The organism is Streptomyces sp. WG7, from assembly GCF_049975785.1.
Lineage (GTDB): Bacteria > Actinomycetota > Actinomycetes > Streptomycetales > Streptomycetaceae > Streptomyces.
The window spans coordinates 45,534-57,937 of record NZ_JBNGGE010000029.1 but is presented as its reverse complement, the minus strand read 5'-3'; the positions used below and the strand labels follow the sequence as shown (position 1 = coordinate 57,937).

Here is a 12,404-nt window from a genome sequence, read left to right as displayed (position 1 = left end):
GCCGAAAACGCGACAGTGCAATGCGATCGTGCACTTGCCGTGCATATATGCGGAGTGCGGGGGTGGAAGGCTGGAAGCTCGGGGGCGGAAGGCCGAAGGGGAGCGCCCCGTTCACAGCTCCAGCAGCCAGCGCCCCCCGCCGATCAGCGAGCACAGCGACACCGCGTGGAACAGGAAGAACCACACCCCCGCCGGTGCGTGGGTCAGCCGGGCCAGCTGGTCCGCGTCCGAATCGCCGGCGCCGCCCCGCGCCCGCTTGGCCTGCAGCTCGAACGCCGGGCGCACCCCGCCCAGCAGCAGGAACCACACCACCGCGTACGCGAACGCCGCCTGCACCTGTGGCCCGGCCAGCCAGGACACCAGGACGAACGTGGCGCCGGTGAGCACCACCGTGAGCACCCCGTAGGCGTTGCGGACCATCACCAGCAGGGCGACGAGCAGTGCCGTCGCCAGCCACAGCAGCAGGGTGATGCGTCCCGAGGTCAGCAGCGCGGCACCGCCGAGACCGAGCAGCGGGGGAGCGGTGTAGCCGGACACCGCGGTGAGGATCATGCCGAGCCCGTGCGGCTTGCCGCGGCTGACGGTCAGGCCGCTGGTGTCCGAGTGCAGGGTGATGCCGGTCAGCGTGCGCCCGGTGAGCAGGGCCACGAGGCCGTGGCCGCCCTCGTGGGCGATGGTGATGGCGTTGCGCGCCATCCGCCACAGCCCGTGCGGCACCACGACGGCGAGCGCGGCGACCAGGGTCGCGACCACCACCCACAGGTCGGGATCGGGCTGGGTGCCGGAGACCTCGTCCCAGAGGGAGGTGAGCGAGGCCGTTGCGACGTGGTCCATGTTCGGTGAGGGCTCCTCGTGTGCGCGGTTCAGCGGGTGCGGCGCGAAGCGCCTCGTTGCGGGTGGTGGCAGGGAGACGGGCGGGCCTGGCAGTGTGGCACGTATGTGCGGACGGTATGCGGCGAGTCGTCGACCCGAGGATCTCGCGGGAATCTTTGAAATCGAGAAGTGGGAGCCCAAGGAGACCTTGGAGCCCGACTACAACGTGGCCCCCACCAAGGAGGTCTACGCCGTCCTGGACCGTCCCCTGAAAGACGCCGAGGACCCGAAGCCGGTTCGCCAGCTGCGCAAGCTCAAGTGGGGCCTCGTCCCCTCCTGGTCCAAGACGCCCGAGGGCGGCGCCCGGATGATCAACGCGCGTGCGGAGACCGTCCACGAGAAGCCCTCCTTCCGCCGCGCCTTCGCCACCCGGCGCTGCATCCTGCCCGCCGACGGCTACTACGAGTGGGTCACCGGCAAACAGGAGCGCGACCTGGAGGTCGAGGGCCGCAGGAAGCGGCCCCGCAAGCAGCCGTACTTCGTGACCCCGGCCGACGGCTCCGTGTTCGCCATGGCGGGGCTGTACGAGTTCTGGCGGGACAGGACGCTGCCGGACGACCACCCGCAGGCCTGGTGGGTGACGTGTTCGGTGATCACCACCGAGGCGGAGGCCGCGCCGCTGGCGGTCGCCCCGGCTGACGGCCCGCACGCGCTGGCCGAGATCCACCCGCGGATGCCGCTGATGCTGACGCCGGACCGGTGGGACGACTGGCTCGACCCGGCGCGCACCGACCCCGACGAGCTGACCTCCCTGCTGGCGTCGCCGCCCACCGGGCTGATGCGCGCGTTCCCCGTCTCCACCTCCGTCAGCAACGTCCGCAACAACGGGCCGGAGCTGTTGAAGGAGCTGGAAGGGCCGGAAGAGGGCACACTCTTCTGACGTGACGCATGCGACAACGGATCCGACAGAGACGGTCGAGACGGACGCCGGCCCGGCCCGCATCACCTGGCACCCGGCGAAGAAGCCCCGCCTCGTCCTCGCCGCGAGCCACGGCGCGGGCGGCGGCATCGAGGCGCGCGACCTGCGGGCGCTGGCGGCCGCGCTGCCCGCGCACGGCGTCAGCGTCGCCCTGGTCGAGCAGCCCTGGCGGGTGGCCGGCAAGAAGCTGGCGCCCGCACCCAAGACCCTGGACACCGGCTGGCGGGGCGTCTGGCCCGCGCTGGCCGCACCCGGCCTGCCGGTGATCTCCGGCGGCCGCAGCGCCGGCGCCCGCGTCGCCTGCCGCACGGCCGCCGAGCTGGGCGCCCACGCCGTCCTCGCCCTGAGCTTCCCGCTGCACCCGCCGGGCAAGCCCGAGAAGTCCCGCGCCGACGAGCTGCTCGGGGCCGGGGTGCCGACCCTCGTCGTCCAGGGCGGCAACGACCCCTTCGGCCGGCCCGAGGAGTTCCCCGAGGTCCCCGAGGAGACGTACGACCTGGTCGGGATCCCGCACGGCGACCACGGCTTCGCCGTGCCCAAGCGTGCGGAGATCACGCAGGAGCGGGCCCTGGAGATGATCACCGAAAGTGTCGCGGAGTGGACCCGCTCACTCGGCTGAGGGCCCGGGAATGACCGGCGGGCGGCCACTGTTGTGGCGGACATACGTTGCTGAGAATCAGCACCGACGCCGTACGAGAGGAAGTCCGCCGCATGGCTTCAGCCTTCTGCCCAAGTCGCAGCAGCCGCGCCGACCTGGACTGGACGGTGCTGCACGCGGCGAAGACCGCCCCTATTCGGACGGCGGGCGGACCGGATCGGCAAGCGCCCCCGACCGCAGGTCGTCTATCCTCCGAGTCGAGTGGGACCGGTCTCGGTCTCGCGACATCGCTGGAGGAGGTGGGTCCGGTCACTGGGACCGACGCAGGGACCGAACACGGCCAGGCGGAGCAGCCCGAGGGCCGGGGCACGGGCGTGGAGTCGACCGCGGAGCGCAGCGCGCGCTTCGAGCGGGACGCGCTCGAGTTCCTCGACCAGATGTACTCGGCCGCGCTGCGCATGACGCGTAATCCGGCCGACGCCGAGGACCTGGTGCAGGAGACCTACGCCAAGGCGTACGCGTCCTTCCACCAGTTCCGCGAGGGCACCAACCTCAAGGCGTGGCTGTACCGCATCCTCACCAACACCTTCATCAACTCGTACCGCAAGAAGCAGCGCGAACCCCAGCGCAGCGCGGCCGAGGAGATCGAGGACTGGCAGCTCGCGCGCGCCGAGTCGCACATGTCGACGGGTCTGCGTTCCGCGGAGTCGCAGGCGCTCGACCACCTGCCCGACTCGGACGTGAAGCAGGCGCTCCAGGCGATCCCCGAGGAGTTCCGCATCGCCGTGTATCTGGCGGATGTGGAGGGCTTTGCCTACAAGGAGATCGCCGACATCATGGGGACACCCATCGGTACGGTGATGTCCCGGCTGCACCGTGGACGCCGTCAGCTGCGCGGCATGCTGGAGGACTACGCCCGCGACCGCGGTCTGGTCCCGGCCGGCGCCGGAGAGTCGAACGAAGCGAAAGGCTCGGGGTCATGAGCTGCGGAGAGCCGCACGAGACGGATTGCAGCGAGATCCTCGATCATCTCTACGAGTTCCTCGACAAGGAGATGCCGGACTCGGACTGCGTGAAGTTCGAGCACCACTTCGAGGAGTGCTCGCCCTGCCTGGAGAAGTACGGGCTGGAGCAGGCCGTGAAGAAGCTGGTCAAGCGGTGTTGCGGACAGGACGACGTGCCGGGTGACCTGCGTTCCAAGGTCATGGGCCGGATCGACCTGATCCGCTCCGGGCAGTCCGTGCCCGAGCACGACGTCACGGCCGCGCCGCCGGCTCCTCAGGAGTCCTGAGCCGCTCCACGCACGGGGACATGGCGCGTTGCTCGCGTCGCGTCACTTGTGTCGTGTCACGTGTGTCGCTCGTGTCGCGTCACTCGTACGTGCTAATTCGCGGGTTGTCTGCCCGCGTTCCCCCCGCCGCCGTCCTAGGCTCCGGAAGCCTGACAGGCATGGCCGGGGGAGGGGCTCATGGACGCGGTACCGGCGCGGGCGCGTGTCTACGTCGCCGGTGTCGTCCTCGCCGTCCTGGTCTGCCTGAGCCCGCTGCCCCGGTGGCACACGCCCTGGTGGGTGATGCTGCTGCTCGCCGGGCTGTACGCGGGCTCGGAACTGGTCGCCAGGTCCCGTTCCGTCGGGACCTGCTACCCCGTGCTGCTCGCCGGGGCCTTCCTGCTGCCACCGCCCGCCGCCGCACTCGTGGTGCTGCCCGGGGCCCTGCTGTCCCCGGTGGCGCAGCGGCCCTTCACCCTGCGGCGCGTGTGGCGGGCCGGGCATCTGACGCTCGCCGTGTGGGCCGCGGCCCGGGTCCACTGGGAGCTGGGCGGGCGGGACGCGGTCGCCGCCCCCGACCTGCCGTACGCGCTCGTGCCGGCCGGGGCCGCGGTACTGGCCTTCTGCCTGGTGCTGACCCTGCTGGACGGCGGCATCCTGGCGCTCGCCGACCGAACCCCGGTGGGCAGGGCCTGGCGGGGCCAGTTCTCCCGGTCACTCGCGCCGATCGCCGTGCACGGGCTCGCCGGACTGATGATGGCCGTCCTGTGGCGCAGCCCGTACGGCCCCGTCGCCGCGCTGCTCGTGCTGCTGCCGATGTGCGTGGCGTGGTGGGCGTTCGCCCAGTACCACCGGGAGCGGGCCGCGCACCGGGCGACCATCCGCGCGCTGGTGCAGGCCGTCGACATCAAGGACGGCTACACGCGCGGGCACAGTGAGCGCGTCGGCCGGGCCTCGATGATGATCGCCCGCGAGCTGGGCATGGACGACGAGCGCGTCGAGACGCTCCGCTTCGCCGGCATCCTGCACGACGTGGGCAAGCTCGGCGTGCCCACCCGGCTGCTGCGCAAGGACGGGCCGCTGACGCCCGAGGAGCGCCGGGTGATCGAACTGCACCCCGAGTACGGTCACGAGATGGTGCGCGGCATCCGCTTCCTCGGGGAGGCCAGGGCCGCCGTCCTCCACCACCACGAACGGCTGGACGGCAGCGGCTACCCCTACGGCCTGGCCGGCGACCGCATCCCGGAATCGGCCCGGGTGGTGGCCGTCGCCGACGCCTTCGACGCGATGACGTCCACGCGTTCCTACAGCCGGGCGCGTCCCGTCGCGGCGGCGGTGGAGGAACTGCAGCGGTGCGCCGGGGCGCAGTTCGACCCACGGATGGTCGGGGCACTGGTCCGCGCCCTGGGGTGCGACGGCTGGCGCCCGGCGGTGACGGCGGACGGCACACCGGCCCCGGCCCTCCCCGGCGACACACCGGCACCCTCCCTCTCCGGCGGCGCGATCCCGGCCCGGGGAGAGGACGCGCGGGACAGCGTCGGGAGGGGGGCGCCGTGACGGGGCCGAGGGCCCGGGCGGACCGGCGCCGGAGGGCGCACCCGGGGCGTGGTCGCCGGTCGCGGGCGCCGGCCCGTCGGGCGTCGGCCGGTTCCGCGCCGAGGACGGTGGGCCGCGCGGGCCGCCCCGGCTTCCGCGGGCCGACGGGGGGCCGCCTCGACGAACCGGCCGACCACGCCGGCGAGGACCCGCCATGACACCGCCCCGGCCCGGGCCCCGGCCCCAGTCCCTGCCGCCGCCCCGTCACAAGGGCCGGTCGCTGCCGCGGGCCGGGCCCCGCCTCCGGACCCCGGTGGTTCTCCTCCTGATCCCCGCCTGCGCCGGCCTCCTCGCGCTCGCCTGCCTCGCCTCCGTGCTGTGGTCGGGACTGGCCGAGCGGCCCGTGGCGCTCGCCTTCGGCGTCCTCGTCGCCCTCGGTGAACTCACCCGGCGGGCCGGGGCCGAGGTCCGGGAGGCCGCGCCGCTCGCGGCCGCGGGGGCGCTGGCGTACGCGCTGCTCGGGGACATCGCCGGACGGCCCACGCACCACGGCGTCGCCCAGACGGTCACGGTCGTGCTCGCCGCCTCGCTGCTCGGCAGCGTGCCCTACATCGCGCGGGGCGGCGGGCCGGTGCTGGAACACCTCGCGCGGCGTGTGCTGACCGTCGCCTTCGCCGCCCTGTGCTTCCAGCCGCTGTCCAACCAGGGCGCGTTCCACGACTGGAGCGGCCCCGCCTACGCGGTGCTGCTGATCGTGCTGCTCGCCCTGTCCACACTGTGCGACGCCGTACTCGCCGCGGCTCCCGCGCACGCCCGCACCGGGTGGCCCTTCGGCCCGCTGCTGCGCGAGGAACTGCGCGGCATGGTCGGCGTCACGTCCGCGGTGTGCGCGACCGGGGCGGTGATGGCCCTCGCGGTGGCCGTCGCGGGACTGTGGGCGCTCCCCGTCCTCTGCGTTCCGCTTCTGCTCACCCAGCTGTCCTACCGGCGGTACGCGGCCGTCCGGGCCACCTACCGGCAGACCATCGCCTCCCTGGCCCGGGCCACCGAGATCGCCGGGTACACCCCGGCCGGGCACGCCCGCCGCGTCACCGAACTGAGCTGCGCCGTCGGCCGGGACCTGGGGCTGTCCGGGGCCGAGCTGACCGTGCTCGAGTACGCGGCCCTCATGCACGACATCGGCCAGCTGAGCCTGGTCGACCCGGTCCCGGCCGGGGCCACCGCCGGCCTGCCCGCCACGGAACAGCGCAGGATCGCGCTCCTCGGCGGGGCCGTCGTCCGCCGGACCGGGGTCGACGCGGCCGTCGCCGTGGTGGTGGAGCGGCAGGCCGACCCCTGCCGGGAGCAGCCGGTCGCCGCGCGGATCGTGCGGGCCGTGAACGCCTACGAGGAGAAGACACGGGACGCCGGGCCCGGCGGCGGCCTCACGGCGCTGGAGGAGCTGCGCCTGGCCACCGCGGGCGACTACGCTCCCGATGTCGTGGAAGCACTGGCCCGGGTGCTCTCCAGGCAGGGAGGGGTGGCACGTGAGCGTCTCGGCTGAGGGCGGGACGGGAGACGGGCGGGCAGTCTTACCGCGCCCGCGGCTGGGTAACCCATGGGTAATGAGCGCCCTTCCAGCCGTACGTGGTTGGATGCGAAGGAGAAGGTGTCCGGGGGCGCGGAAAGGCACAGCCAGCCCACTGAACGGAACTGGCAGGCGGGAATCGTGAGGATCTTCGGCAAGGGACGGCACCGGCCCTCCGCCTCCTGGCGGCAGGCCACGGACCGTGCGTTCACGCTGATCGGCGACGGTCGCTACGAGGACGCGGGCGCGCTGCTGACGCGGGCCGCCGACCTGGAACCCTGGCTGTCGGAGTCGTGGTTCAACCTCGCCCTGCTGCACAAGTTCCGGCACGACTGGGAGCAGGCCAGAGCGGCCGGCCTCAGGGCGGTGGCGCTCCTCGACCGGGACACCGGCGCGCCCGACTGGTGGAACGTCGGCATCGCCGCGACCGCCCTGCAGGACTGGCCACTGGCCCGCCGGGCCTGGCAGGCCTACGGGCTGCGTACACCCGGGGACCCGACGGACGCCGGTGAGCCGCTCGGCATGAACCTCGGCAGCGCGGCCGTACGACTGTCCCCGGAGGGGGAGGCCGAGGTCGTGTGGGGGCGGCGGCTGGACCCCGCCCGCATCGAGGTGCTGTCCATCCCGCTGCCGTCCTCCGGCCGGCGCTGGGGCGAGGTCGTCCTCCACGACGGGGTGCCGCACGGCGAACGGACCACCACCGCCGGGCACGCCTACCCCGTCTTCGACGAGATCGAGTTGTGGGCACCCTCGCCCGTACCCACCTGGGTGGTCCTCCTCGAGGCCGCCACCGAGTCCGACCGGGACGCCCTGGAGCAGCTCGCCGCCGACGCCGGGTTCGCCGCCGAGGACTGGTCGTCGTCGGTCCGGCTGCTGTGCCGGATGTGCTCGGAGTCACGGATGCCGTCCGACGAGGGCGAGGGCGAGCACCTCGACCCGCACGACCACAGCGAACCCGGACACCCCGGGCCCCTCGGCCACCGCACCGACGGGCAGCTGTGGGTGCCGGAGCGGGAGTGCGGGGTGGCCGCGCCGGCCGCGCTGGTGAAGGGGTTGCTGGACGGGTGGGTCGCGGACAGCCCGGACTCACGGGACTGGCGGGATCTGGAAGAGGTCTGCTGAGCGGCCCCGTAGTCTTGACCAGGGCTCTGCACCAGCAGGCGCCATCAGCATCACCCTTAGTTGTTCGAGGAAGGCATACGTCGGTCATGGCCCAGCAGGACACCGATCAGCAGCACGCGGGCGTGCTCCCCGTGGACGACGAGGGGTTCGTCGTCGACACCGAGGACTGCGAGGAGCGCGAGGCGGCCTGGCGCGAACGCGGCACCTCGCGTCCGATCACGGTGGTCGGCAACCCGGTGCTGCACAAGGAGTGCGCGGACGTCACCGACTTCGGCGAGGAGTTCCAGCAGCTGGTCGCGGACATGTTCGCCAGCCAGCGCACCGCCGAGGGCGTGGGCCTGGCCGCCAACCAGATCGGCGTCGCCAAGAAGGTCTTCGTCTACGACTGCCCCGACGACGAGGGCGTCCGCCACGTCGGCGTGGTCTGCAACCCCGTCCTCGTCGAACTGCCCGCCGACCGGCGCAGCCTGGACGACAGCAACGAGGGCTGCCTGTCCGTGCCGACCGCCTACGCGCCGCTCGCCCGCCCCGACTACGCCGAGGTCACCGGGCAGGACGAGAAGGGCAACCCGGTCAGGGTGCGCGGCACCGGCTACTTCGCACGGTGTTTGCAGCACGAGACGGACCACCTGTACGGGTACCTCTACATCGACCGGCTCTCCAAGCGGGAACGCAAGGACGCGCTGCGGCAGATGGCCGAGAACGAGCCGCGGTACCCCGTGGTCGCGAACGACTGACACCGCACCACCGGTCACACATCCACCGTGCGCACGGCGCCCGTTCGGGTCTCACCCCGAGCGGGCGCCGTTCGTATGCCGGAACCTGCCACACACCAGGAGAATTCCGGCACCGGGGGGTGGCGAATGAGGCAAATCCGTTCCCACAGCGGTCAGTTGTGGTGCTGAATAGGAACTGCGGGGATACGCAACGGCGCACGTCCCGCTCAGCGAGAGGGGTGCGCCACCGGCGGCTGAGAGGGGTTTGTTCGTGCATGCTTTCTCACACGGCACCACAGCGACATCGACCGCGATCGCAGTACCGCCATCGCTGCGCCTTCCGGTGATCGAGGCGGCATTTCCCCGGCAACTGCACCCGTATTGGCCGAAGCTCCAGGAGAACACCCGGACCTGGCTGCTGGAAAAACGGCTCATGCCGGCGGACAAGGTCGAGGAATATGCCGATGGCCTGTGCTACACGGACCTCATGGCGGGGTACTACCTGGGCGCCCCCGACGAGGTCATGCAGGCGATAGCGGACTACAGCGCCTGGTTCTTCGTCTGGGACGACCGGCACGACCGGGACATCGTCCACGGCCGGCCGGCCGCCTGGCGGCGACTGCGGGACCAACTGCACACGGCACTCGACTCACCGGAGGACCACCTGCACCACGAGGACACGCTGGTCGCGGGGTTCGCGGACAGTGTGCGCCGGCTGTACGCCTTCCTGCCGCCTCCGGCGACGTGGAACGCCCGCTTCGCCCGGCACTTCCACGCGGTGATCGAGGCGTACGACCGCGAGTTCCACAACCGCACCCGCGGGATCGTGCCCGGCGTCGAGGAGTACCTCGCACTGCGCCGGCTCACGTTCGCCCACTGGATCTGGACCGACCTGCTGGAGCCGAGCGCGGGCTGTGAACTTCCGGACGCCGTCCGGAAGCATCCGGCATATCGCCGGGCAGCGCTGCTGAGCCAGGAATTCGCCGCCTGGTACAACGACCTCTGCTCACTCCCGAAAGAAATAGCGGGCGACGAGGTCCATAATCTCGGAATCAGTCTTGTCACCCATGAAGGACTGACCCTGGAAGAAGCAATCGCAGAAGTCCGGCGACGCGTCGAGGAATGCGTAACGGAATTCCTCGCCGTAGAACAGGACGCGTTACGGTTCGCCGACGGACTCGACGACGGCACCGTGCGCGGAAAGGAACTGAGCGGCGCCGTCAGGGCCTGCGTCGGCAATATGCGGAACTGGTTCAGTTCCGTCTACTGGTTCCACCACGAGTCCGGCCGGTACAGGGTCGACAGCTGGGACGACCGCTCCACACCCCCGTACGTCAACAACGAAGCGGCAGGTGAGAAATGACCGTCGAGTCAGTCAACCCCGAAACCCGCTCCGCAGCGACACCGGAGCTGCGCGTGCCGCCCGTGGCGGGTGGCGGTGTCCCGCTCCTCGGCCACGGCTGGAAGCTGGCCCGCGACCCGCTGGCCTACATGTCCCAGCTGCGCGAACACGGCGACATCGTGCGCATCAGGCTCGGCCCGAAGACCGTCTACGCGGTCACCACCCCGGAGCTCACCGGCGCCCTGGCCCTGAGCCCCGACTACCACATAGCCGGCCCGCTGTGGGAGTCACTGGAGGGCCTGCTCGGCAAGGAGGGCGTGGCGACCGCCAACGGCCCGCTCCACCGCCGCCAGCGGCGCACCATCCAGCCGGCGTTCAGGCTCGACGCGATCCCCGCCTACGGACCGATCATGGAGGAGGAGGCGCACGCGCTCACCGAGCGCTGGCAGCCGGGACGGACCGTCGACGCCACCTCCGAGTCCTTCCGCGTCGCCGTGCGCGTCGCGGCCCGCTGCCTGCTGCGCGGCCAGTACATGGACGAGCGGGCCGAGCGGCTGTGCGTCGCGCTCGCCACCGTCTTCCGGGGCATGTACCGGCGGATGGTGGTCCCGCTGGGCCCGCTCTACCGGCTGCCGCTGCCGGCCAACCGCAAATTCAACAACGCGCTGGCCGATTTGCATCTCCTGGTCGACGAGATCATCGCCGAGCGCCGCGCATCCGGTCAAAAGCCGGACGATTTGCTGACGGCATTACTGGAGGCGAAGGACGACAACGGCGACCCGATCGGGGAACAGGAGATCCACGACCAGGTGGTCGCGATACTCACCCCCGGCAGTGAAACCATCGCCTCCACGATCATGTGGTTGCTGCAGGCACTTGCCGAGCATCCGGAACATGCCGACCGCATACGCGATGAAGTCGAAACGGTCACCGGCGGACGTCCCGTGGCATTCGAGGATGTCCGGGGGCTCACGCACACCGGCAATGTCATCATGGAGGCCATGCGTTTGCGTCCCGCCGTATGGGTATTGACGCGGCGCGCCGTGGTCGAGACCGAACTCGGTGGCTATCGCATTCCGGCCGGGTCGGACATCATCTACAGCCCGTACGCAATCCAGCGCGACCCGAAGTCGTACGCCGACAACCTGGCGTTCGACCCGGACCGCTGGCTCCCGGAACGCGCGACGGACGTGCCGAAGTACGCCATGAAGCCGTTCAGCGTGGGCAACCGCAAGTGCCCCAGCGACCACTTCTCCATGGCGCAGCTGACGCTGATCACGGCGGCGCTCGCCGCGAAGTACCGCTTCGAGCAGGTGGCGGGCTCGAACGACGCGGTCCGCGTGGGCATCACGCTCCGTCCGCAGGATCTGCTGGTCAGGCCAGTGGCACGGTGAGCGGCGCGGCGTCGTGGCTCAGGCGACGGCCTCCGGGCCCCGGAAGGTGCGCCGGTAGGCGTGCGGAGTGGTGCCCAGGGCCCTGACGAACTGGTGCCGCAGGGCCGCCGCCGTACCGAAGCCGGTGCGCCACGCGATCGCGTCCATCGTCTCGTCCGTCGCCTCCAGCAGCCGCTGGGCCAGCAGCACGCGCTGGCGCAGGATCCAGCGGTAGGGAGTCGTACCCGTCTCCTGCTGGAAGCGGCGGGCGAAGGTGCGCGGGGACATGTGCGCCCGCGCCGCGAGCCGCTCGACGGTGACCTCCTCGGCGAGGTGCTGTTCCATCCAGGCCAGCACCTCGCCGACGGTGTCGCAGGAGGAGCGGGGCAGCGGCCGTTCGATGTACTGCGCCTGACCGCCGTCCCGGTGCGGCGGTACGACCATCCGCCGGGCGATCCGGTTGGCGACCTCCGGGCCCTGCTCCTTGCGCACGATGTGCAGACAGGCGTCGATGCCCGCGGCGGTGCCGGCACTGGTGATCACCGGGTCCTCGTCCACGTAGAGCACGTCCGGCGAGACGGCCACCGTCGGGTACTGCCGGGCCAGCTCGGCCGCGTGGTGCCAGTGCACCGCGCACCGCCGTCCGTCCAGCAGACCGGCGGCGCCCAGCACGAACACCCCGGAACACACGCTCAGCACGCGCGCGCCCCGGTCCACCGCCCGCCGCAGGGCGTCCAGCAGCTCGGCCGGGTACTCCCGGCGCGCGTAGTCGCTGCCCGCCGGCACGGCGATCAGGTCGGCCTCCTCCAGCCGGTCCAGTCCGTACGGCGTGGAGACGGAGAGCCCGCCGACATGGGTGCTCAGCGACGGGCCCTCCGCCGACACCACCGCGAAGTCGTACTTCGGCAGGCCCTCGTCGGTCCGGTCGACGCCGAAGACCTCGCAGACGACGCCCAGTTCGAAGGGATGCGCGCCGTCCAGCAGGACCGCGGCCACGTTCTGCAGCATGCCGCCAGTGTGCCGCGGAAGTGGCAGGAAATCGAGGTCCTACGGCAGTCCTGCCACTCACGGTAAGGAGTCTCCGGCAG

Annotated in this window: 12 protein-coding genes; 10 read left to right on the top strand and 2 right to left on the bottom strand. The window is 71.7% G+C overall.

Going from position 1 to position 12,404, the window contains the following annotated elements; translation table 11 throughout:
* Positions 1–111: 111 nt before the first annotated feature.
* A complete protein-coding gene (locus tag ACP4J0_RS25490; protein ID WP_426601037.1) occupies positions 112–834 on the bottom strand; it encodes a M50 family metallopeptidase in 723 nt (240 codons plus the stop codon).
* 103 nt (positions 835–937) lie between these two features.
* Here ACP4J0_RS25490 and ACP4J0_RS25485 point away from each other — a divergent pair, with 103 nt between their 5' ends.
* The 10 genes from ACP4J0_RS25485 (at position 938) to ACP4J0_RS25440 (ending at position 11,337) form a co-directional block, all read left to right on the top strand.
* Positions 938–1,753 carry an SOS response-associated peptidase gene (locus ACP4J0_RS25485; protein ID WP_426601035.1) on the top strand — a complete coding sequence of 272 codons (816 nt, stop codon included), beginning with the start codon at positions 938–940 and terminating at the stop codon, positions 1,751–1,753.
* Between the two features lies 1 nt (position 1,754).
* A complete protein-coding gene (locus tag ACP4J0_RS25480; protein WP_426601034.1) occupies positions 1,755–2,411 on the top strand; it encodes an alpha/beta family hydrolase in 657 nt (218 codons plus the stop codon).
* A gap of 278 nt (positions 2,412–2,689) precedes the next feature.
* Positions 2,690–3,373 (top strand): RNA polymerase sigma factor SigR, encoded by a 684-nt coding sequence (gene sigR / locus ACP4J0_RS25475; protein WP_426601032.1) that lies wholly within the window; start codon positions 2,690–2,692, stop codon positions 3,371–3,373.
* Positions 3,370–3,681 carry a mycothiol system anti-sigma-R factor gene (gene rsrA, locus ACP4J0_RS25470; protein WP_053136860.1) on the top strand — a complete coding sequence of 104 codons (312 nt, stop codon included), beginning with the start codon at positions 3,370–3,372 and terminating at the stop codon, positions 3,679–3,681. The genes sigR and rsrA overlap by 4 nt, the downstream gene beginning before the upstream one ends.
* Before the next feature lie 177 nt (positions 3,682–3,858).
* Positions 3,859–5,217, top strand: a complete 1,359-nt coding sequence (locus ACP4J0_RS25465; protein WP_426601030.1) for an HD-GYP domain-containing protein — start codon at positions 3,859–3,861, stop codon at positions 5,215–5,217.
* 193 nt (positions 5,218–5,410) lie between these two features.
* Complete coding sequence (locus tag ACP4J0_RS25460) at positions 5,411–6,739, top strand: HD-GYP domain-containing protein (RefSeq protein WP_426601029.1); 1,329 nt, start codon at positions 5,411–5,413, stop codon at positions 6,737–6,739.
* A gap of 165 nt (positions 6,740–6,904) precedes the next feature.
* Positions 6,905–7,885: a tetratricopeptide repeat protein gene (locus ACP4J0_RS25455; RefSeq protein ID WP_426601027.1), complete on the top strand. Its 981-nt coding sequence runs from the start codon at positions 6,905–6,907 to the stop codon at positions 7,883–7,885.
* A gap of 86 nt (positions 7,886–7,971) precedes the next feature.
* Positions 7,972–8,622, top strand: coding sequence for a peptide deformylase (def, locus tag ACP4J0_RS25450; RefSeq protein ID WP_426601025.1), 651 nt, complete (start codon positions 7,972–7,974; stop codon positions 8,620–8,622).
* Between the two features lie 250 nt (positions 8,623–8,872).
* Positions 8,873–9,964, top strand: coding sequence for an epi-isozizaene synthase (gene cyc1 / locus ACP4J0_RS25445; protein ID WP_426601024.1), 1,092 nt, complete (start codon positions 8,873–8,875; stop codon positions 9,962–9,964).
* Positions 9,961–11,337: a cytochrome P450 gene (locus ACP4J0_RS25440; protein ID WP_426601022.1), complete on the top strand. Its 1,377-nt coding sequence runs from the start codon at positions 9,961–9,963 to the stop codon at positions 11,335–11,337. The genes cyc1 and ACP4J0_RS25440 overlap by 4 nt, the downstream gene beginning before the upstream one ends.
* Before the next feature lie 18 nt (positions 11,338–11,355).
* Here ACP4J0_RS25440 and ACP4J0_RS25435 read toward each other — a convergent pair whose 3' ends face one another.
* Complete coding sequence (locus tag ACP4J0_RS25435) at positions 11,356–12,324, bottom strand: GlxA family transcriptional regulator (RefSeq protein WP_426601020.1); 969 nt, start codon at positions 12,322–12,324, stop codon at positions 11,356–11,358.
* Positions 12,325–12,404: the final 80 nt, after the last annotated feature.